Here is a 21993-nt window from a genome sequence, read left to right as displayed (position 1 = left end):
CGCCGTCAGAAAAGAGGCTCGGGCAGCACGCCCTCCAGGGCGAGCAGTTTGCGCTTGGTCTCCAGACCACCGCCGAAACCGCCGATACCGCCGTCGCTCTCCACGACCCGGTGACAGGGCACGACGACCGGCAGCGGATTGGCCCCCATCGCCGCGCCCACCGCCTGGGCCCCGCCCGGCTGCCCGACCCGCCCGGCCAGATCGCCGTACCCGACCACCGTGCCGTAGGGGACACCGGTGGCCAGCTCGCGCAGCACCTGCCGGTTGAAGCCCGAGATCAGCGACCAGTCCAGGGGCAGGTCGAAGTCGTGGCGCTCGCCCGCGAAATACGCCTCGACCTGCCGTATCGCCTCGGCCAGCAGCGGCGAGTCCGGGTCCTCGACGGGCTCCGTGCCCAGCCGGGCCGCCAGCCGCTCCAGGGCCCGCTCGCGCACCGCGTCCGTGGCGTGGAAGACCACGTTGACCAGTCCCTCGCGGGTCGCCGCCAGCATCAGCGGGCCGATGCCGGTGCCCACGACGGCCCACACCACCTGCTGCTCGTCCTGCCCATGGCTGTCCATGCGCCCACGGTACGACCCGCCACTGACAACGCCCGCCGCGCGGCCGCCCCGGCCCGGTCCGCTCAGTCCGCGCCCAGCGCCGCCCGGACCACGTCGGGCTTGTTGGTGATGATCCCGTCGACGCCGTAGCCCGCGACCTTCCGGGCGGTGGCCGCGTCGTTCACGGTCCAGGCGAACACCTGGAGCCGCTTGCCGTGCGGTCCCTTGAAGTGGTGCACGCAGGAGACGTAGTGGGTGGAGATCGACGCGTAGGAGGGATTGATCAGGTCGGTGAAGCGCGCGTATTCGTGCACCTGTGCCACGGAGGGCGTGCCGAGCAGCCCGGTGGTGACCGCCGGCTTCAGCTCGTGCACGGTGCGCAGGGTGTCCACACTGAAGCTCTGCACGATCAGCCGATCGAGGTGCTGCCGGTCCAGCCAGCCCTCGTTGCCGAGGAGCTTCAGGGTCTGCTGCTCGATGCCGGGGTACAGCTGGGGGTTCTTGATCTCCAGGAGCAGCTTCTCGTGGTTGTGGTCGACCCTGCGCATGTACTGCTTCAGCGTCGGCACGCGCGTGCCCGCGTAGGCGGGCGAGTACCAGCTGCCGGCGTCCAGCCGGGCGATCTCGGCGGCGGTGAAGTCCTTCACCTTCCAGGGCGCCCGGCCCGGGAAGACGTCCTCGACGTTCGTGGTGCGCGCCAGGTTGTCGTCGTGGATGACGACCAGTTCGCCGTCCTTGGTGCGCTGCACGTCGTTCTCCACCCAGGTGAAGCCGAGTTTCGCGGCCTTGTCGATGGAGGCCAAGGTGTTCTCGGGAGCGTAGGCGGAGGCACCGCGGTGGGCGACCACCGTGGGCCTGCCGGTCTCACCGGCCCGGGCGTCGGCGGTGAGGCTCACCAGGGCTGCCGTCCCCAGGGTGGCGGCGACCATGGCGGCGCCTGCGCGCGCGTACATGCGGACTCCTCGCGTCGAGCGAATACCGGCTGCACCAGCTTGACAGCAGAGGGTCGGCGGCGCCGGGCGCAGGACCATCACACGATGAATGGTGACGTGCAAGTCCGCTCACCGGTGCCGCACATGTGGGGCAAGGCCGTGTTTCTTTACCGGAAAATCGTTCGACCATTCTGGTGGGGGTCATACTCTCTGCGTCAACCCTGACCGCCGCCGCGGTCCTGGGACGGGGGCATATTTCACACATTCCGGGACGCAAGAGGGTGAAGGGCAGCCGCGCATGCAGGGCACGGTCGACGGATTCAGCTACGGGGTCGTCACCCCGTTGGTGGCCTATCTGATGGCCTGCCTCGGCGGCGCCCTCGGCCTGCGGTGCACCACCCGGTCCCTGCTGGTCACGCACGCGCGGCGGCCCGCCTGGCTGGCTCTCGGCTCGGCCGCGATCGGCTCCGGCATATGGACGATGCACTTCATCGCCATGATGGGCTTCACCATCAAGGAAGCGCCGATCCACTACGACAAACCGATCACCTACGCGAGCCTCGGCCTCGCCATCGTCATGGTGGGCGTCGGGATCTGCATCGTCGGCTACTGGGGCGCCAAGGGCACCGCGCTGTTCACCGGCGGCACGATCACCGGTCTGGGTATCGCCTCGATGCATTACCTCGGCATGGCGGGCGTGCACTTCGACGGGCGGTTCACCTACAACACGTTCACGGTCGCCGCATCCGTCGTCATAGCGGTCGTGGCCGCGACGGCCGCCCTGTGGGCGGCCGGACAGGTCCGGGGCTTCCTGTGGAGCGTCGGGGCCAGCCTGGTGATGGGCCTCGCCGTCACCGGCATGCACTACACCGGCATGGCCGCTCTCGACGTCCACCTCCACGGCACATCCGGCGCCGCCGCGAGCGGCTCGGAGGCCGGGGTGATCGCGCCGATGCTGATCGGCCCGCTCGCCTTCCTGCTCCTCGCCGCCGTCGTCGTGATCCTCGACCCGCTGATGGTCATGGGAAGGACTCGAGCGTCCGTCGAGGAGAAGCCGGGCGTCCCGGCCTCCGCCATCGCCTCCCACCAGGACCGCCACCCGTCGCTCCACTCCGGGGGCAGGCCCGTACGCGACCCCGGGCACCACAGGTCGCGCACCCCGCAGAACCGCTGATCGGGACCCGTTGTCAGTGCGGGGTCGTACGGTGGACTCCATGCGGCCCGTTTCCCACATCGAACGCACGGTGGCGCCCTTCGAGGTCGTCAGCCCCTACCAGCCCAGCGGCGACCAGCCGACGGCCATCGCCGACCTGGCCAAGCGCATCGAGGCCGGTGAGAAGGACGTCGTCCTGCTGGGCGCGACCGGCACCGGCAAGTCCGCCACCACTGCGTGGATGATCGAGAAGCTCCAGCGCCCCACCCTCGTGATGGCGCCGAACAAGACGCTGGCCGCCCAGCTGGCCAACGAGTTCCGCGAGCTCCTCCCGAACAACGCGGTCGAGTACTTCGTCTCGTACTACGACTACTACCAGCCCGAGGCCTACGTCCCCCAGTCGGACACCTACATCGAGAAGGACTCCTCGATCAACGAGGAGGTCGAGCGCCTGCGCCACTCGGCGACGAACTCGCTGCTCACCCGCCGCGACGTCATCGTGGTCGCCTCGGTGTCCTGTATCTACGGCCTCGGTACTCCGCAGGAGTACGTGGACCGGATGGTCCCCCTCCGGGTCGGCGACGAGATCGACCGCGACGACCTGCTGCGCCGCTTCGTCGACATCCAGTACACGCGCAACGACATGGCCTTCACCCGCGGCACCTTCCGGGTCCGCGGCGACACCATCGAGATCTTCCCGGTCTACGAGGAGCTGGCCGTCCGCATCGAGATGTTCGGCGACGAGATCGAGGCACTCTCCACGCTCCACCCGCTCACGGGCGAGATCATCAGCGACGACCAGCAGCTGTACGTCTTCCCCGCCTCCCACTACGTCGCCGGCCCGGAGCGCATGGAGCGGGCCGTCAACGACATCGAGAAGGAGCTGGGGGAGCACCTCGCGGAACTGGAGAAGCAGGGCAAGCTCCTGGAGGCCCAGCGCCTGCGCATGCGGACCACGTACGACATCGAGATGCTCCGCCAGATCGGCACCTGCTCCGGCGTGGAGAACTACTCGATGCACTTCGACGGCCGCTCGCCCGGCTCCCCGCCCAACACCCTGCTGGACTACTTCCCGGACGACTTCCTGCTGGTCATCGACGAGTCGCACGTCACCGTCCCGCAGATCGGCGCCATGTACGAGGGCGACGCCTCCCGCAAGCGCACCCTGGTCGAGCACGGCTTCCGGCTGCCCTCCGCCCTGGACAACCGCCCCCTGAAGTGGGAGGAGTTCCAGGAGCGCATCGGCCAGACGGTCTACCTGTCGGCGACCCCGGGCACCTACGAGCTCTCGCGCGGCGACGGCGTAGTCGAGCAGATCATCCGCCCCACCGGCCTGGTCGACCCGGAGGTCGTGGTCAAGCCCACCGAGGGGCAGATCGACGACCTGGTGCACGAGATCCGCAAGCGCACCGAGAAGGACGAGCGCGTCCTGGTCACCACGCTCACCAAGAAGATGGCCGAGGACCTCACCGACTACTTCCTGGAACTCGGCATCCAGGTGCGCTATCTGCACAGCGACGTCGACACCCTGCGCCGCGTCGAGCTGCTGCGCGAGCTGCGCTCCGGCGAGTTCGACGTCCTGGTCGGCATCAACCTGCTCCGCGAGGGCCTCGACCTGCCCGAGGTGTCCCTGGTGGCGATCCTCGACGCCGACAAGGAGGGCTTCCTTCGCTCCGGCACCTCGCTGATCCAGACCATCGGCCGCGCGGCACGCAACGTCTCCGGCCAGGTCCACATGTACGCCGACAAGATCACCCCGGCGATGGAGAAGGCCATCGAGGAGACCAACCGCCGCCGGGAGAAGCAGGTCGCCTACAACAAGGCCAACGGCATCGACCCGCAGCCGCTGCGCAAGAAGATCAACGACATCGTCGCGCAGATCGCCCGAGAAGAGGTCGACACCGAACAGCTGCTCGGCACCGGCTACCGCAAGACGAAGGACGGCAAGGCCGCCAAGGCACCCGTCCCGTCGCTCGCCGACAAGGCGGCCAAGGGCGCGAAGGCCGGCAAGGCCGCCAAGGGCAAGGCGGGGGCCGTGGTGCCCACGGACCGTCCGGCGGCCGAACTCGCCGAGCAGATCGAGGAGATGACGGAGCGCATGCGCGCCGCCGCCGCCGAGCTGCAGTTCGAGATCGCCGCCCGGCTGCGCGACGAGGTCTCCGAGATGAAGAAGGAACTGCGCCAGATGCGGGAGGCGGGCCTCGCCTGACCCTTGTGACCCTGCCGGACCTCGGCATATACGCCCAGTGTTGCAACACCGACACAAAGGACGGGCCGGGGTTCGGCACTGTCAGTGCCCCTGCGTAGGGTTCTGTCAACTGCGCACGGCGCGGTAACAGGGGACGACCGAGAGGGGAATCAGCCGTGACCGTCAACTTGACCAAGGGTCAGGCCATCAGCCTGGAGAAGAAGGACGGGGCCACCCTGACCGCGGTCCGTATGGGTCTCGGCTGGCAGGCGGCGAAGCGGCGCGGCCTGTTCGGCTCCCGCACCCGGGAGATCGACCTGGACGCCTCGGCGGTCCTCTTCGCCGACAAGGACCCGGTCGACGTCGTCTTCTTCCGCCACCTGGTGAGCGACGACGGCTCCGTGCGCCACACCGGCGACAACCTCGTCGGCGGCGCCGGCCAGGGCGGTGACGACGAGGCCATCCTGGTGGACCTGCAGCGCGTCCCGGTCCACGTCGACCAGATCGTCTTCACCGTGAACTCCTTCACGGGCCAGACCTTCCAGGAGGTGCAGAACGCGTTCTGCCGCCTCGTGGACGAGACCAACGGCCAGGAGCTGGCCCGCTACACGCTGGCCGGCGGCGGCGAGTACACCGCCCAGATCATGGCCAAGGTGCACCGGTCGGGCTCGGGCTGGACGATGACCGCCCTGGGCGAGCCGGCCAGGGGCCGCACCTTCCAGGACCTGATGCCGGCGATCCGGCAGCACCTGTAGGACCGCCCGCTCGCCCGGCGCGACGCGCACGACAACACGACACAGGGGGGCGACGGCGATGACGGCCGAGCTGGTGCGGGGACAGAACCACCCGCTGTCCCAGGTCCGGCTGGAGATCCGGATCTCCGCCGGAGTGCCGGTCCTGGCGGGTGCCACGCTCGGCGACGAGCACGGCACTGTGCACGGCGCGCAGTGGGTGGCGCACCCCGGCGCTCCCACACTGCCCGGAATCGAGGCCTCCGGGCAGGCCGCCGCCGACCACCGGCTGGCCGTCGACCTGGCTGCCCTGCCCGAGGCGGTCCACCGCGTCAGCGTGCTGCTGGCGCTGCCCACGCGGCCGGGAGCCGCGCTCCGGTTCGGCGCGGTCGCCGCCCCGCGGACGGCGGTCACAGGCCTGGACGGCACCGAGATCGTCCGCTTCACGCTCACCGGCCTGGACGCCGAATCGGCCGTCGTCGCCCTGGAGCTGTACCGCCGACAGGGCGCCTGGAAGGTCCGCGCGGTCGGCCAGGGCTACGCGGGCGGTCTCCCTGCTCTCCTTGCCGACCAGGGCCTGCCCCAGGCCGGAGAACTCGCCGCGGGCATCCAGGAGGCGGTGGCCCGAAGCCTCGCCCGCGCGATACCGGTACCGCAGCCGCAGGACCCCTCCGACCCTGCGGCACCACAGCCGACCTCGCCGTACGACAGCCAGGACTCGCACGGCGTGCGGACAGAGGGCGGCCCCATCGACTACACCCACCCCGGCCGCGGCGCCCGCACTGCCCTGCCTGCGCCGTCCCCGGTCCCGGAGGGACAGCCCGCGCAGCCCGTGGCGGGTGACGCGGTGGGCTGGTCGATGGACGAGCGGCTGTACAACCAGGTCTGGGGCATGTTCGAGGACCTGGCCCGCAGCACGGCCGCGTATCGCAGTGCCGTCGACTTCGCCGACTCCCGGCTGGAGAAGGAGCTCGACCAGGTTCTCGCCGACCCGCGCGGCCGGCTCGGCACGGCGGGCGACGCGGCGCGCGAGGCGGCCCACGCCCGGCACACCCAGCTGGTCGACCAGGCGCGGGCCGCCTTCGACCGCGACCTCGCCCAGCTCAGCGCCGAGTCCGAGGTCGTCGAGCCCGCACTCCCGCCGGCCTATGCCCGCTGGGACAACCCCGTCTGGCACGGCTACCGCGTGCCTGCCGAGCCGCCGATGGCCATACGACTCGGCGATCTCCACCTTCCCGAGAGCGCAGCGCTGCGCATTCCGATGCTGGTCAGGCTGCCCCTGGAACGCGGCCTGTGGATCGACAGCGGCCCCGTGCCAGGCCCCGACGACACCTTCCTGGACTCCGCCGAAGTAGGTCGGCTTGCCATGGACGCAGCGGTGGCGCTGGCGGTCCGGCTGCTCGCCGTCCACCCGGCGGGGGAGTTCGCCGTCCAGGTCGTGGACCCGGCCGGTGCCGCAGCCCAGGCGCTCCTGCCTTTGACACGGGCGGGGGCCGTGGCCGCACCGCCTGCGAGCGGTGCGGCGGGCGTGGCGGACGTCCTGGGGCGGCTCACCCGACGTGTCGACCTGACGCAGATGGCGGTCCGCGGCGGTGCCGCCGAATCGCTGCCTCCCGACGTCGACCCGGCCAGGCAGCTGCTGATCGTCAACGACTTCCCGCACGGCTTCGACGACCGGGCGGTGACCCAGCTGCGCTACCTCGCCGACGAGGGCCCGGCCGTCGGCGTCCATCTGCTGATGGTCGCGGACCGCGAGGAGGCCGAGGACTACGGCCCGCTGCTCGACCCGCTGTGGCGTTCGCTGATGCGACTCACCCCCGTGCCCGACGACCACCTCGCCGACCCCTGGGTCGGCCACGCATGGACGTACGAGCCCTCACTCGTGCCGCCCGGCAGCGGGATCCTCCAGCAGGTGCTCACCGAGGTCACAGCGGCCAGTATCAAGCGTGAGTAAAGGGTGCTTGACCAGGTGATTTGATCCATCCTTTGCCAATCGCTTTACCTTCCCTTGGTGATTGGGGTACTGTCTTCCGCACGGAGGGGAGTACTCCCTGACTGCGGCGCACCCGTCAGTACGGATCGATGCGGATCCCGGGGCGTCGGCCCGACGCGGGTGGAAGAGACCTCCGGCAGCGACAACGCTGAATGTGTTTGCCGTTACGTAATGCCGGAGGTGCAGTGGAAGTCTCCATGACCCTGTGGGTCCTGACCGTCGTGGGTCTCGCCGCCCTGATCGCGGTCGACTTCTTCATCGGTCGCAAGCCCCATGATGTGTCGATCAAGGAAGCCGGTATCTGGACCGTCGTCTGGATCGCCCTGGCGGGGCTCTTCGGCCTCGGTCTGCTCGTCTTCGCCGGCGGTCAGCCGGCCGGCGAGTTCTTCGCGGGCTTCATCACGGAGAAGTCGCTGAGCGTCGACAACCTCTTCGTCTTCGTCCTGATCATGGCGAAGTTCGCAGTGCCCTCGCAGTACCAGCAGCGGGTCCTGCTCGTCGGTGTCCTCATAGCCCTGGTCCTGCGGGCCGTCTTCATCGCGGCCGGAGCCGCGATCATCGCCAGCTTCTCCTGGGTCTTCTACCTGTTCGGCGCCTTCCTGATCTGGACCGCCTGGAAGCTCATCCAGGAGGCCCACGCCGAAGAGCAGGACGAGGAGTACGAGGAGAACAGGCTGCTGAGGGCCGCGGAGCGCAGGTTCGGCGTGGCCGACCGGTACCACGGCACCAAGCTCTGGATCCAGCAGAACGGCAAGCGGGTCATGACGCCGATGCTGGTCGTGATGCTCGCCATCGGTACGACGGACGTGCTGTTCGCGATGGACTCCATCCCCGCGATCTTCGGCCTCACTCAGGACTCGTACATCGTCTTCACGGCCAACGCCTTCGCCCTGATGGGTCTGCGTCAGCTGTACTTCCTCATCGGCGGCCTGCTGAAGAAGCTGGTCCACCTCTCGTACGGGCTGTCGATCATCCTCGGCTTCATCGGCGTCAAGCTGGTCCTTCACGCGCTGCACGAGTCCGGGGCTCACGTCACTGAGATCAGCATCCCGGTCTCCCTCGGCGTGATCTGCGCGGTCCTGGTCGTCACCACCATCACCAGCCTGATCGCGTCCAAGAAGCAGGCGGCCGTCGAGGCGAAGGAGAGCGTCGACGCCTGACCCGGAGACGATCACCCGAACCTGGGGGGCACCGGCCGTACCGGCGCCGGTGCCCCGCACTGGAAAGGATGAGAAGGGATCCGAAAAGAACGGAATGCGAACCCTGCACGTGTCTGCCACGATCGCAGCATGATCACTCGGCTCGGGTCGCTCACCTCGCAGTGGACGCTCCTCGTGCCGGTGCTCGCGGTCGTCCTGCTGATCTTCACCTGGGGCCGGGATCTGCCCGGCGCGGTCGTCGCGCTGGTGACCCTGGTCCTCGCGGGAGCCGTTCTCGCAGCCGTGCACCACGCCGAGGTGGTCGCCCACCGCGTCGGTGAACCCTTCGGGTCCCTGGTGCTCGCCATCGCCGTCACGATCATCGAGGTGGCCCTGATCGTCACCCTCATGGCCGACGGCGGCGACAAGAGTTCCACCCTGGCCCGCGACACCGTCTTCGCCGCCGTAATGATCACCTGCAACGGAATCGTCGGGATCTGTCTCCTCGCCGCCTCCCTACGCCACGGCACCGCGGTCTTCAACCCCGAGGGCACCGGCGCCGCCCTCGCGACCGTGGCGACCCTGGCCACGCTCAGCCTGGTGCTGCCCACCTTCACCACCAGCAAGCCCGGCCCCGAGTTCTCCACCGTGCAGCTGACGTTCGCCGCGCTGTCCTCACTGATCCTCTACGGCCTGTTCGTGGCCACCCAGACCGTGCGGCACCGCGACTACTTCCTGCCGATCACCCGGCAGGGCGAGGTCATCACCGCCGAGGAGCACGCGGAGCCCCCGTCCGCGCGCACCGCCTGGACCAGCCTCGGCCTGCTCGGCCTCGCTCTGATCGGCGTGGTCGGCCTTGCCAAGGGGGTGTCGCCCACCATCGAGTCCGGTGTGGAGGCAGCCGGCCTGCACCAGGCGGTCGTCGGCGTGATCATCGCCCTGCTCGTGCTGCTGCCCGAGACGATCGCCGCACTGCGCTCCGCCCGCCGCGACCGGGTGCAGACCAGTCTCAACCTCGCCCTCGGCTCGGCGATGGCCAGCATCGGCCTGACCATCCCCGCCGTCGCCCTGGCCTCGGTCTGGCTGTCCGGACCGCTCGTCCTCGGCCTCGGCCCGACGCACATGCTGCTGCTCCTGCTGACCGTGGTGGTCAGCTCCCTGACGGTGGTGCCGGGCCGGGCCACTCCCCTGCAGGGCGGGGTCCACCTCGTGATCTTTGCGGCCTACCTGGAGCTGGCGATCAACCCGTAGTACGGCGCCCCGGTCAGCCCGTGGCCGGCTCCGCCACCGGCACGGGCGCGGGGAGCGTCTCCGGCAGCAGCGCGAAACAGACCAGGCTCAGCAGGGCGATCCCCGTCAGATACACGCCCACACCCCAGGGAACGCGCCCGCCGTGCTCCGCCAGCGCCGTCGCCACGATCGGGGTGAGCGCGCCGCCCAGGACCCCGCCGAGGTTGTAACCGACCGCGGCCCCCGTGCAGCGCACCCGCGCCTCGTACAGCTCCGGCAGATATGCGGCGATCACCGAGAACATGGTGATGAAGGCGAGCAGGGCACCCAGGATGCCGAGGAACATCAGGAGCGGTTCTCCCGTGGCGAGCAGCGCGACCATCGGCAGCATCCACAGGGCGCATGCCGTGCATCCCGTCAGGCACATCGGACGGCGCCCGTAGCGGTCGCCGAGCAGCGCCATGAGGGGCGTAAGCGCTCCCAACACCACCACGGCGGCCATGACACAGGTCAGCATGACGGTACGGCTCACCCCGAGCCGTTCGGTCGCGTACGCCAGCGACCATGTCGTCACCGCGTAGAACACCGCGTACCCGACGGCCAGCGCCCCGGCCGTCAGCAGCACCAACCGTCCGTGTTGCCGTACGACTTCGAGGATCGGCACGCGCGCGTGGTCGTCGATCTCCAGGAACCGGGGACTCTCCGCGAGCGACGAGCGCAGCCACAGCCCGGCCAGCGCCAGCACACCGGCCGCCCAGAACGGCACCCGCCACCCCCACTGGGCGAACTGCGCCTCGGACAGTGTCGCCGACAGCGCGAGCATCACCCCGTTGGCGAGCACGAAGCCGATCGAGGGCCCCACCTGAGGGAAGCTCGCCCACAGGGCGCGGCGGCTCGCGGGCGCGTGCTCGGCGGTGAGCAGCACCGCACCGCCCCACTCACCGCCGAGCCCCAGCCCCTGCAGGAAGCGCAGGACGAGCAGCAGCACCGGGGCAGACATGCCGATGGTCCCGTACGTGGGTACACACCCGACCGCGACGGTCGAGGCACCGGTCAGGAGCAGGGAGATGACCAGCACCGGCCGGCGTCCGCGGCGGTCGCCGAGGTGCCCGAACAGCACCGAGCCCAGCGGCCGGGCCACGAAGCCGACCCCGAACGTCCCGAACGCCGCGAGCGTCCCCGCCACCGGCGAGAACGTCGGGAAGAACAGTGGCCCGAGGACCAGCGCTGCCGCGGTCCCGTAGACGAAGAAGTCGTAGAACTCGATAGCGGTACCGGCGAGCGAGGCGGCCGCGAGCCGTGGCATGGAAGGGGTCCTTACAGCGCGTACATCGTGCATGCCGCGTCAACTACCCACCGTGATCGAGGGTTACGGGGGCGCACGGAGGTGATCAATAAGCCGCGGCGCGCGCCGAGGTGATCGCCGCGCACCACCCCTCGCCTGCTCCGTGCGCCGTGATAGACCGGTCCGAACGAGCGGTCGCAGACGAACCGCACCGAACGGACCGGAGGAACCGTGCCCCGCACCCTGGCCAACGCCCCGATCATGATCCTCAACGGGCCCAACCTGAACCTCCTCGGCCAGCGCCAGCCCGAGATCTACGGCAAGGACACGCTCGCCGACGTCGAGGCGATGTGCGCCAAGGCGGCGGCAGCGCACGGCGGCACGGTGGACTTCCGGCAGTCCAACCACGAGGGCGAGCTGGTCGACTGGATCCACGAGGCGCGGCTCCACCACTGCGGGATCGTCATCAACCCCGGTGCCTACTCCCACACGTCGGTCGCGATTCTGGACGCACTCAACACCTGCGACGGCATGCCCGTGCTGGAGGTGCACATCTCCAACATCCACCAGCGGGAGTCGTTCCGGCACCACTCCTACGTCTCACTGCGCGCCGACGGTGTGATCGCGGGCTGCGGGGTGCAGGGCTACGTGTTCGGCGTGCAGCGGGTCGCCGCCCTGGTGGGTGCGGCACCCGCCGACGCGTAGCCCACGCGGTACTACAGGCGGCCGGCCTCCACGATCCGCCGCAGGAAGCGCCGCGTGCGCTCCTGCTGCGGGTCCGCGAAGACCTGCTCCGCGGTGCCGCGCTCCAGCACGACCCCTCCGTCCAGAAAACAAACCTGGTCGGCGACGTCCCGGGCGAAGCCCATCTCGTGCGTCGCCAGCACCATGGTCATGCCCGCGTCCTTCAGGCCGCGGACCACCTCCAGAACCTCGCCGACGAGTTCCGGGTCGAGCGCGGCGGTGATCTCGTCGAGCAGCAGCAGCCGGGGCCGCACGGCGAGGGCGCGCACGATCGCCACACGCTGCTGCTGGCCGCCGCTCAGCCGGTCCGGGTAGGCATCCGCCCTACCGCCCAGCCCGAGGCGCTCCAGCAGCTCCCTGGCCCGCTCCTCGGCCTCCGCACGCGAGACGCCGTGCACCCGGCGCGGGGCGAGCGTGATGTTGTCCAGCACGGTCATGTGCGGGAAGAGGTTGTACGCCTGGAAGACCACGCCGATACGGCGCCGCACCGCGTCCTGGTCGACGCGCGGGTCGGTGATCTCCTCGCCGTCCAGCCAGATCGCGCCGTCGTCGATCTCCTCCAGGAGGTTGGCGCAGCGCAGCAGCGTGGACTTGCCCGACCCGGAGGCGCCGATCAGCGCGGTCACGGTGTGCGGGGCGACCTCCAGGTCGACGTCCCGCAGCACGACCGAGCCCCCGAAGGTCTTGCGGACGGACTCCATCCGCAGGACGGGGGAGCCGCCCTGAGCTGCCGTACTCATATCGATCCTCCCTGGTCCCGCTGCCGGTCCATCCTGGACGTCACCCAGTCCGTGAAACGGGTCATCGGGATGGTCAGCGCCACGAAGACCAAGCCCGCGACGATGTACGGCGTGTAGTTGAGGCTCCGGCCCACGATGATGTCGGCAGCCCGTACGGCGTCCACCGCGCCGCCGATCGACACCAGGCCGGTGTCCTTCTGCAGCGACACCAGGTCGTTGAGCAGCGGCGGCACCTGACGGCGCACCGCCTGGGGCAGCACGACGTAGCGCAGGGCCTGCCGGTTGGTGAGGCCCAGCGAGCGGGCCGCGGCGCGCTGCGAGGGATGGACGGACTCGATGCCGGCCCGGAACACCTCGGCCACGTAGGCGGAGTAGGTCAGCGACAGTGCCGTACCGCCCAGGAGCACCGGATCGACCGTCACGCCCTGCAGCCGCAGCGCGGGCACGCCCAGCACCACGATCATCAAGTTGATGATGAGCGGAAGACCGCGGAAGAAGTCCGTGTACGCCGCCGCCAGCACGCGCAACGGGAAGAACACCGGGCCGCGCAGGGTTCGGGCGATGGCGATCAGCATGCCGAGAACCAGCACGGCGGCGCCGCAGACGAGCAGGAGGCGGACGTTCAGCCACAGCCCTTCGAGGACTTTCGGGAACGCCTCGCGCGCGTACCGGGCACTGAAGAACGTCTCCTTGGTGCGTGGCCAGCCCGGCGCGTTGACGACGACCAGGTAGAGCACGGCGGCGGTGACCAGGGTGGAGAACGCGGCAATGGCCGTGGCGCGGCGGGCGCGCGCCCGCTGGTAGCGCTCGCGCTCCAGCCGCCGCTCGGAGGGCACGTAGCCGTCATCGGCGCCGGGTACCGCCTCCCCGGCGCCGCCGGTCATGTCACCCGTGCCGTGTGCCCCCTCCGGAGCGGACTCGCCCTTGGTGACCGTCACTTGAGCACCGGCGCGTCGACGGCGTCGGAGAGCCACTGCTTCTCGATCTTCGCCAGCGTGCCGTCCTTGCGCAGGGCGTCGACGGCGCCGGTCACGCACGAGGTCAGCGCACTGCCCTTGTCGAGCACGAGCCCGAACTGCTCCGGCGTGCCGCCCTGGTTCTCGAACTGGCCGACGATCTTCGCGTTCGTCACCTCGGCCGCGGTGATGTAGAACGCGGTCGGCAGGTCGGTGACGATGGCGTCGACCTGACCGTTCTTCAGTGCGGACTTGGCCTGGTCGTTCTTGGCGTACACGGCGGCCTGCTGCTTCGGCTTCACCACATCGGTGATGTAGTCGAGGCTCGTGGTGCCCACCTGTGCGCCCAGCTTGAGGTCCTTCAGGTCCGCGATGCCGGTCGCCTTGGCGGCCTTGCTGCCCTTCAGCGCGATGACGGCCTGACGCACGTCGTAGTAACCGGAGGAGAAGTCGACGGCCTTCTTGCGCTCGGCGCTGATCGACACCTGGTTGATGTCGAAGTCGAAGGTCTTCACGCCGGGCGCGAACGCCTTGTTGAAGGGCACGCTCTGCCAGACCACCGCGCTCTTGTCATAGCCCAGTTGCTGCGCCACGGCGTAGGCGACCGCCGACTCGAAGCCCTTGCCGTTCGCCGGCTTGTCGTCCTTGAACCACGGCTCGTAGGCGGGCTCGTCCGTCGCGATCGTCAGCTTCCCGGACGTCTTGGTGGCCAACTTGCCCTGGGCGCAGCTCTTCGCGGCGGACCCGGACGGGGCGGCCGCCCCCTTCTCCTCGGGCTGCGGAGCACAGCCGACAGCGGTGGCGAGCAGGGCTACGGTGGCGGCGGCTACCGCGCGGCGCAGTGCGCGAGGGGCAAGGTACATGGCGGGAGATTGGCAGCGAGCCCCCCGTTTGTCCAGGTCATGTCGTTCACTGTCCGCATAGTGGGAACGGGTGTTGCAGCTGTGTGAACACTGCCCCCGACCTGCCCCTGACCTGCTCTGGCCTGGGCCGCCGGCCGAGGGCGGGGTTGGAAGACCGGCGGCCCATACCGCGCAGGAGCCGTCATCCTGTGCGGGGCTGCTGTCAGTTGACTGCGTGACACGGTGTGCCGGGAGCGTGCGCACGACCCCGGCGTGCGTGAAACGTTCACACGGGGCGCGTGGTGCGAGGTGCGCGCCGGGCGCTTCGATGGTCCACAGGTCGAGCTGCGCACGCTGTGGCAAAGGGGCGCGGGGAAGTGTGGGACAAGCCCCACGGCCCCGCAGCCGCACACGAACCAGGCGCCCCGAGCCGGCAGACGCCCGGTGCATCACCACCCGCGCGCGTGCCACTCCGGCAACTGCGGCCGCTCCGCGCCCAGCGTGGTGTCGTTGCCGTGCCCGGGGTAGACCCAGGTCTCGTCCGGCAGCACGTCGAAGATCTTCGTCTCGACGTCGTGGATCAGGCTGGCGAACGCCTTCGGATCCTTGTGCGTGTTGCCGACCCCGCCCGGGAAGAGGCAGTCCCCGGTGAAGACGTGCGGGTGGCCGTGCGGGTCGTCGTAGACCAGGGCGATGGAGCCCGGAGTGTGCCCGACGAGATGGCGCGCGGTGAGCTCCACGCGCCCCACGCGGATGACGTCACCGTCGTCGACCAGGACGTCGGTGGGCACCGGGATGCCCGGGGCGTCCTCCCGGCCGGCGTAGGTGCGGGCGCCGGTGGCCGCGACCACCTCGGCGAGCGCCTGCCAGTGGTCGCCGTGCCGATGGGTGGTGACGACGGATGCGATGCCGTCGTCACCGATCATGCCCAGCAGGGTGTGCGCGTCGTTGGCGGCGTCGATCAGGAGTTGCTCGTCGGTGGCCCGGCAGCGCAGCAGATAGGTGTTGTTGTCCATCGGGCCGACCGCGATCTTGGTGATCATCAGGTCTTTCAGCTCGTGCACGTCGGCCGGTCCGCCGACCCTGACCTCTCCGCTGTACATCATGGCGATCAGCCTATAGCGGGGGAGCGCCCGGCGGGCCGACGTCGCACTAGAGCGGAGGCAGTGGCGGGAGCGCGCCGCCCGTCGCCTCCAGTGCGACCCCCTCTCGGCGTCCGGCGAGCCAGCCCAGCAGGTCCACCGGAGAACCGCTGACGGTGACCTCGGGCTCGGCCGCCTCGCGTCCCGTGCTCCACGCGCGCGTGCCGTCCGTGACGCGGGTCGCGGGGACATCGGGGTGCCCGGAGAACCGCTGCGTCAGGAAGTCGATCTCGCGCTCCGTGAATTCCGCCGGAAGATCCTCCAGCTCGTAGCCGACCCCGAGGTCCACATGATGCAGTTCGACCTCGACCCAGCGCCGGAACGGCACCCGGGAGGCGGAGTCGGTGACCCCGTTGCGCAGCTCGACCGTGCGAGCCCAGTCCGCCGGAGCGGCCCCCGTCCGCTGGAAGCCGGCCGCGCTCTCGCGCAGGTCGGCGAGCTGGACGTCCAGGGGACGCGGGGCGTCCCGCTCGATGTTGGCGTTCCGGGCCTCGGCGCTCGGGTACATGGGCCGGCCCTCGAGGACGTTCACGAGCGCGTCCGCGTTGCGGGCGAGGTGCGCGAGGACGTGGCCACGGGTCCAGCCGGGCAGGCGTGACGGCTCGGCGAGCGAGGCGTTGTCCAGTTTCGCGACAGCGGTGAGGAGCCGCTCGGTCGCGTCGTGTACACAGGCCAGGTCATGGGCGTGATCAATCATGGGCCTGACCCTAGTCCCGCCACACCTTCGGGTGAAGGTGGTGAACCCCGCCCGCAAATCGAATGCACGTCCTATATCGTCAGGGGCGGCGTCGGGCATGCTGGATGGCCGGGGGTTGTTATGCAACCGGAGAATCCGACCGGCGTTGTCAGTGGCTCCCCCTAGGCTCGAAGAAGCACGGGGGCCCCGCCCCTGTCACTCTTCTCAAGAAAGGTGCGGACCGGCGTGGCCGACCGTCTCATCGTCCGTGGCGCGCGCGAGCACAACCTGAAGAATGTCTCGCTCGACCTGCCGCGTGACTCGCTCATCGTCTTCACGGGCCTGTCGGGGTCGGGCAAGTCCTCCCTGGCCTTCGACACGATCTTCGCCGAGGGCCAGCGGCGCTACGTGGAGTCGCTCTCCTCGTACGCCCGGCAGTTCCTCGGCCAGATGGACAAGCCGGACGTCGACTTCATCGAGGGTCTGTCCCCGGCGGTCTCCATCGACCAGAAGTCGACCTCGCGCAACCCGCGATCGACGGTCGGCACCATCACCGAGGTCTACGACTACCTGCGTCTGCTCTTCGCGCGCATCGGCAAGCCCCACTGCCCGCAGTGCGGCCGCCCGATCTCGCGTCAGTCGCCGCAGGCCATCGTCGACAAAGTCCTGGAGCTGCCGGAGGGGAGCCGCTTCCAGGTGCTGTCACCGCTGGTGCGCGAGCGCAAGGGCGAGTTCGTCGATCTCTTCGCGGACCTCCAGACCAAGGGCTACTCACGCGCGCGCGTGGACGGCGAGACCATCCAGCTGTCCGACCCGCCGACCCTGAAGAAGCAGGAGAAGCACACCATCGAGGTGGTCGTCGACCGCCTGACGGTGAAGGAATCCGCCAAGCGCCGCCTCACCGACTCCGTGGAAACCGCCCTCGGCCTGTCCGGCGGCATGATCGTGCTCGACTTCGTGGACCTCCCCGAGGACGACCCCGAGCGCGAGCGCATGTACTCGGAGCACCTGTACTGCCCGTACGACGACCTCTCCTTCGAGGAGCTGGAGCCCCGCTCCTTCTCCTTCAACTCGCCCTTCGGCGCCTGCCCCGAGTGCACCGGCATCGGCACGCGCATGGAGGTCGACCCGGAGCTGATCGTCCCGGACGAGGACAAGTCCCTGGACGAGGGCGCCATCCACCCCTGGTCGCACGGGCACACCAAGGACTACTTCGGCCGCCTGATCGGCGCCCTCGCCGACGCGCTGGGATTCCGGACGGACATCCCCTTCGCGGGTCTGCCGCAGCGCGCCAGGAAGGCCCTCCTCTACGGCCACAAGACGCAGATCGAGGTCCGGTACCGCAACCGGTACGGCCGCGAGCGCGTGTACACCACGCCCTTCGAGGGTGCCGTCCCCTTCGTCAAGCGCCGGCACAGCGAGGCCGAGAGCGACGCCAGCCGCGAGCGCTTCGAGGGCTACATGCGCGAGGTGCCCTGCCCCACCTGTGAGGGCACGCGCCTGAAGCCGATCGTCCTCGCGGTCACGATCATGGAGAAGTCGATCGCCGAGGTCTCCGCGATGTCCATCAGCGACTGCGCGGACTTCCTGGGCCAGCTGACGCTGAACGCCCGCGACAAGAAGATCGCCGAGCGCGTCCTGAAGGAGGTCAACGAGCGGCTGCGCTTCCTGGTCGACGTCGGCCTCGACTACCTCTCCCTCAACCGCGCCGCCGGCACCCTCTCCGGCGGCGAGGCCCAGCGCATCCGCCTGGCCACCCAGATCGGCTCCGGCCTCGTCGGCGTCCTGTACGTCCTGGACGAGCCGTCCATCGGCCTGCACCAGCGCGACAACCACCGACTGATCGAGACCCTGGTCCGGCTGCGCGACATGGGCAACACGCTCATCGTCGTGGAGCACGACGAGGACACGATCAAGGTTGCCGACTGGATCGTCGACATCGGCCCGGGCGCCGGCGAGCACGGCGGCAAGGTCGTACACAGCGGCGCCCTGACGGAGCTTCTCGCCAACGCCGAGTCGCAGACCGGCCAGTACCTCTCGGGCCGCAAGTCCATCCCGATCCCGGACGTACGGCGGCCCCTCGACCCGTCCCGGCGGCTGACCGTGCACGGCGCCCGTGAGAACAACCTGCAGGACATCGACGTGTCCTTCCCGCTGGGCGTGTTCACGGCCGTCACCGGCGTGTCCGGATCCGGCAAGTCGACGCTGGTCAACGACATCCTCTACACGCACCTGGCCCGCGAGCTGAACGGCGCGCGCAACGTGCCCGGACGGCACACGCGCGTGGACGGCGACGACCTCGTCGACAAGGTCGTCCACGTCGACCAGTCGCCCATCGGCCGCACCCCACGGTCCAACCCGGCGACCTACACCGGCGTTTTCGACCACATCCGCAAGCTGTTCGCCGAGACCACCGAGGCGAAGGTCCGCGGCTACCTGCCCGGGCGTTTCTCCTTCAACGTCAAGGGCGGCCGCTGCGAGAACTGCGCGGGCGACGGCACCATCAAGATCGAGATGAACTTCCTCCCGGACGTCTACGTCCCGTGCGAGGTCTGCCACGGCGCCCGGTACAACCGGGAGACCCTGGAGGTCCACTACAAGGGCAAGTCCATCGCCGACGTGCTGAACATGCCGATCGAGGAGGCGACCGACTTCTTCGAGGCCGTTCCGGCCATCTCCCGGCATCTGCGGACGCTGAAGGACGTCGGCCTCGGCTATGTCCGGCTCGGCCAGTCCGCGACCACCCTGTCCGGCGGTGAGGCGCAGCGTGTGAAGCTCGCCAGCGAGCTGCAGAAGCGCTCGACCGGACGCACGGTCTACGTCCTGGACGAGCCGACCACCGGTCTCCACTTCGAGGACATCAGCAAGCTGCTGAAGGTCCTCGCCGGCCTGGTCGACAAGGGCAACACGGTCATCGTCATCGAGCACAACCTCGACGTGATCAAGACCGCGGACTGGATCGTCGACATGGGTCCGGAGGGCGGCGCCGGCGGCGGCCTGGTGATCGCCGAGGGCACGCCCGAGGAGGTCGCGGGCGTTCCGGCCAGCCACACCGGCAAGTTCCTGCGCGAGATCCTCGGCGCCGACCGGATCAGCGACGCGGAGCCGGTGAAGGCACCGCGCGGCACGGCGGCCAAGACGGCCGCGGCCAGGTCGACGGCGAAGAAGACGGTGACGGCCAAGGCCAACAACACGGCGACCAAGAAGGCCGCCACCGTCACGAAGAAGGCGGCTGCCGCGAAGAAGACGACGCGGGCCCGCAAGGCCTGAGGCCGGCTCGGGATATGCCCTGACACATCATCAAAGGCCTGGCACATTCACCGAAAATGCGGCGCCCCGCGGGAACTCCCCGCGGGGCGCCGCTCGTTCGACCAACAGCCACCCCGGCTCCGCGGTTCGGCCGTCCCACGAACCGTAGGTCCGGCTGAACCTTGACACGAGCACAGAGGAAAGAGCCCGCTCACAACTCGCCCAGCTCGGCCGCGTACGGAGGCTCCGCCCCCGCGCGTGAGCAGGTGATCGCTGCCGCGCGTGCCGCGAACCGCAGCAGCCGCTGCCAGCCGTCCGCGCCAAGGGCGGCAAGCGCCTCCGGCGACAGCGCGTCCTGAGCGGACAGGCCGTGCAGCAGGGCGGCGTTCACCGTGTCACCGGCTCCGATGGTGTCCACGACCTCGACCCTCTCGCCCGGTACGGAGTACTCCGCGCCGTCGCGGGTGTGGACGGTCAGGCCGTCGCCGCCCCGGGTGACCACGACGGCCGACGGTCCCGCGGCCAGCCACTCGCGCGGGGTGCCGCCCAGCCAGTCGGCATCCTCCACGGACAGCTTCAGCAGCGTCACCGAGGGCAGCCAGCTCTTGAAACGCGCCCGGTAGGCGTCCGCATCCGGAATGAGTCCGACCCGGATGTTGGGATCGAGGGCGGTGAACAGGCCCTGCGCGGCTGCGGTCCGCATCAGCTCCTCGTAGGCGCTCGCCCCGGGTTCCAGGACGAGCGAGCAGGTGCCGAAGGACACCGCGCGCGTGCCGGCGGGGAGAGCGGCCGGTGCGCTGAAGAGGCGGTCGGCGGTGCCCTCGACGTAGAAGGAGTAGGCGGCCGAGCCGCCGCCGTCGATCGTGGCGACCGCGAGAGTGGTCGGCTCGGGGCCGCGCTGCACGCCGGACACGTCCACCCCGGCCTGCCGCAGCCCGTCGAGCAGGGCCTCACCGAAGGCGTCGTTCGACGTGCGGGAGCAGAAGGCGGTCGGGGAGCCCAGGCGGCCGAGGGCCACCGCGGTGTTGTACGGCCCGCCGCCGAGCGCCGGCTTCAGGTCCGCCAGGGTACCCGGACCGTGCGGTACCAGGTCGATCAGTGCCTCACCGGCGACGACGATCACGAGGCGGTTCCCTTCTCGGACAGGGCGGACAGCGCAGGTGGTGCGGGTGGTGCGGATGGTTCGGTGTCCCTGCCGGGCCCGGCAGGCCTGGGACCCTCGGCCCCGTCCCGGTCCTCCGGGCATCCGCAGGAGGTGCGGTGGATGAAGGTGCAGGGCAGCCGCACGGTCCGGGCGGGCCGGTCGGGCGTGGCCAGCCGGTCCAGAAGCACCCGGACGGCCTGGGCGCCGATCTCCCGGCTGGGCTGGGCGATGGCGGTGAGCCGGGGCGAGAACAGGTCGGCCCAGGCGAAGTCGTCGAAGCAGCACAGGGCGATGTCGTCCGGAACCGCCAGACCCTGGCGGCGCAGGGTGCGCAGGGCGCCGATGGTCATGGCGTTGTTGGCGGTGACCAATGCTGTGGGCGGAGCGGGGAGGGAGAGCAGGGCGGCCGTGGCCCGCTCGGCACCGGCCGACTCCGAGTTGCCGGACACCACGAGGTCGGCGTCGGGGGGAAGGCCGGCGGCAGCGAGAGCTTGCTGGTAGCCCGTGATCCGCTCGCTGGTGGTGCTGAGTCCGGGCAGACCCGCGACCAGGCCGATCCGGCGATGGCCGAGCCCGGCGAGGTGGGCGACGAGCCGGGCCATCGGATCGGCATTCTCCGCGCAGACCTGATCGAACCGAGCCTGATCGAACGGAGCTTGATCGCAAAGGGCCTGGTGGAGATGACCTCGATCAGCTCCCGGGCCGTCCACGGCAGGGGCGCCGGTCGGGAGGACCCGGTCCAAGAACACCGTCGGCACGGCGTGGCGGCCGAGGTAGGCCACGAGGTCGTCCGGATGCGCGGAGGGGGCGACGATCATGCCGTCCACCCGGCGCTCGTGCAGGAGCTGGACGACCTTCCGCTCGTGCGCGGGGTCGTCGTGCGGGTCGGCGATGAGCAGGCTGTAGCCCGCGTCCACGGCGGCGGCCTCGACGCCCTGGAGGATCTCCGTGAAGTACGGGTTGCTGATCGCCGACACCGCGAGGCCGATGGAGCGAGTGCGGGAGGTCACCAGGGAGCGGGCGAGGGTGTTGGGCGTGTAGCCGAGGGCGTCCACGGCATCCAGTACGGCCTGGCGGGTGTGGGGCAGCACCGGACGCGTCCCGTTGAGTACGTGGGAGACGGTCGCCACGGAGACACCGGCACTCCGGGCCACGTCCGCCATGGTGGGCATCGCCCTTCCCCTTCCTGAGCCGCCGAGCCGATGAATCGAGCCGACGAATTCCTGAGCCGCCGAGCCGACGAACTGCCGACCCGGCGCCCCACCGACCCGCGCCGGGTTGCTGACCCAACTGAACGCCGTGAACGTATC

Annotated in this window: 18 protein-coding genes; 8 read left to right on the top strand and 10 right to left on the bottom strand. The window is 70.0% G+C overall.

All coding sequences use genetic code 11. From position 1 onward, the window contains the following. Nucleotides 1-5: 5 nt before the first annotated feature. On the bottom strand, nt 6-560 hold the full coding sequence (locus tag ACZ5DS_RS01075; RefSeq protein ID WP_468232700.1) for a methylated-DNA--[protein]-cysteine S-methyltransferase: 555 nt from the start codon (nt 558-560) through the stop codon (nt 6-8). Between the two features lie 62 nt (nt 561-622). Next, nucleotides 623-1492 carry a glycerophosphodiester phosphodiesterase gene (locus ACZ5DS_RS01070; protein ID WP_468232699.1) on the bottom strand — a complete coding sequence of 290 codons (870 nt, stop codon included), beginning with the start codon at nt 1490-1492 and terminating at the stop codon, nt 623-625. A gap of 277 nt (nt 1493-1769) precedes the next feature. Between ACZ5DS_RS01070 and ACZ5DS_RS01065 the strand changes: the two genes are divergently transcribed. The 6 genes from ACZ5DS_RS01065 to ACZ5DS_RS01040 all read left to right on the top strand — a co-directional run bounded on the left by ACZ5DS_RS01065 (nt 1770) and on the right by ACZ5DS_RS01040 (nt 9926). Further along, complete coding sequence (locus ACZ5DS_RS01065; RefSeq protein ID WP_468232697.1) at nt 1770-2645, top strand: MHYT domain-containing protein; 876 nt, start codon at nt 1770-1772, stop codon at nt 2643-2645. A gap of 40 nt (nt 2646-2685) precedes the next feature. Beyond that, on the top strand, nt 2686-4833 hold the full coding sequence (gene uvrB / locus ACZ5DS_RS01060; protein ID WP_468232695.1) for an excinuclease ABC subunit UvrB: 2148 nt from the start codon (nt 2686-2688) through the stop codon (nt 4831-4833). Between the two features lie 155 nt (nt 4834-4988). After that, nucleotides 4989-5567, top strand: a complete 579-nt coding sequence (locus ACZ5DS_RS01055; protein WP_468232694.1) for a TerD family protein — start codon at nt 4989-4991, stop codon at nt 5565-5567. Between the two features lie 58 nt (nt 5568-5625). After that, nucleotides 5626-7497: a TerD family protein gene (locus ACZ5DS_RS01050; protein WP_468232693.1), complete on the top strand. Its 1872-nt coding sequence runs from the start codon at nt 5626-5628 to the stop codon at nt 7495-7497. Nucleotides 7498-7721: 224 nt separating this feature from the next. Next, the gene (locus ACZ5DS_RS01045) at nt 7722-8696 is read left to right on the top strand and encodes a TerC/Alx family metal homeostasis membrane protein (RefSeq protein ID WP_468232691.1); all 975 of its coding nucleotides are present in this window, start codon (nt 7722-7724) and stop codon (nt 8694-8696) included. Between the two features lie 129 nt (nt 8697-8825). Further along, nucleotides 8826-9926 (top strand): calcium:cation antiporter, encoded by a 1101-nt coding sequence (locus ACZ5DS_RS01040; protein WP_468232689.1) that lies wholly within the window; start codon nt 8826-8828, stop codon nt 9924-9926. A 13-nt stretch (nt 9927-9939) separates the two neighbouring features. Here the strand turns inward: ACZ5DS_RS01040 and ACZ5DS_RS01035 are convergent, their stop codons facing one another. Next, on the bottom strand, nt 9940-11211 hold the full coding sequence (locus tag ACZ5DS_RS01035; RefSeq protein ID WP_468232688.1) for an MFS transporter: 1272 nt from the start codon (nt 11209-11211) through the stop codon (nt 9940-9942). Between the two features lie 210 nt (nt 11212-11421). On the opposite strand from ACZ5DS_RS01035, the gene aroQ reads away from it, so the two are divergent. Further along, nucleotides 11422-11895 (top strand): type II 3-dehydroquinate dehydratase, encoded by a 474-nt coding sequence (gene aroQ, locus ACZ5DS_RS01030; RefSeq protein ID WP_468232686.1) that lies wholly within the window; start codon nt 11422-11424, stop codon nt 11893-11895. A gap of 11 nt (nt 11896-11906) precedes the next feature. Here the strand turns inward: aroQ and ACZ5DS_RS01025 are convergent, their stop codons facing one another. From ACZ5DS_RS01025 to ACZ5DS_RS01005, 5 genes are all read right to left on the bottom strand, one after another. After that, the gene (locus ACZ5DS_RS01025) at nt 11907-12674 is read right to left on the bottom strand and encodes an amino acid ABC transporter ATP-binding protein (RefSeq protein WP_468232684.1); all 768 of its coding nucleotides are present in this window, start codon (nt 12672-12674) and stop codon (nt 11907-11909) included. Further along, nucleotides 12671-13612 carry an amino acid ABC transporter permease gene (locus ACZ5DS_RS01020; RefSeq protein WP_468232682.1) on the bottom strand — a complete coding sequence of 314 codons (942 nt, stop codon included), beginning with the start codon at nt 13610-13612 and terminating at the stop codon, nt 12671-12673. The genes ACZ5DS_RS01025 and ACZ5DS_RS01020 overlap by 4 nt, the downstream gene beginning before the upstream one ends. Then, on the bottom strand, nt 13609-14493 hold the full coding sequence (locus tag ACZ5DS_RS01015; RefSeq protein WP_468232680.1) for an ABC transporter substrate-binding protein: 885 nt from the start codon (nt 14491-14493) through the stop codon (nt 13609-13611). Before ACZ5DS_RS01015 ends, ACZ5DS_RS01020 begins: the two co-directional genes overlap by 4 nt. 428 nt (nt 14494-14921) lie before the next feature. Beyond that, a complete protein-coding gene (locus tag ACZ5DS_RS01010; RefSeq protein ID WP_468232679.1) occupies nt 14922-15578 on the bottom strand; it encodes an MBL fold metallo-hydrolase in 657 nt (218 codons plus the stop codon). Nucleotides 15579-15624: 46 nt separating this feature from the next. Further along, nucleotides 15625-16311: a maleylpyruvate isomerase family mycothiol-dependent enzyme gene (locus ACZ5DS_RS01005; RefSeq protein ID WP_468232677.1), complete on the bottom strand. Its 687-nt coding sequence runs from the start codon at nt 16309-16311 to the stop codon at nt 15625-15627. Nucleotides 16312-16536: 225 nt separating this feature from the next. Here ACZ5DS_RS01005 and uvrA point away from each other — a divergent pair, with 225 nt between their 5' ends. Then, on the top strand, nt 16537-19560 hold the full coding sequence (uvrA, locus tag ACZ5DS_RS01000) for an excinuclease ABC subunit UvrA (protein WP_468232676.1): 3024 nt from the start codon (nt 16537-16539) through the stop codon (nt 19558-19560). A 190-nt stretch (nt 19561-19750) separates the two neighbouring features. On the opposite strand, the gene ACZ5DS_RS00995 is transcribed toward uvrA, so the two are convergent. Next, complete coding sequence (locus ACZ5DS_RS00995; RefSeq protein ID WP_468232675.1) at nt 19751-20662, bottom strand: carbohydrate kinase family protein; 912 nt, start codon at nt 20660-20662, stop codon at nt 19751-19753. After that, complete coding sequence (locus ACZ5DS_RS00990) at nt 20659-21855, bottom strand: LacI family DNA-binding transcriptional regulator (RefSeq protein ID WP_468232673.1); 1197 nt, start codon at nt 21853-21855, stop codon at nt 20659-20661. Before ACZ5DS_RS00990 ends, ACZ5DS_RS00995 begins: the two co-directional genes overlap by 4 nt. Between the last annotated feature and the right edge of the window lie 138 nt (nt 21856-21993).

Source organism: Streptomyces sp. NPDC031100 (assembly GCF_055570785.1).
The sequence above is the reverse complement of the archived record's forward strand: the minus strand, read 5'-3'. Positions and strand labels throughout refer to the sequence as shown.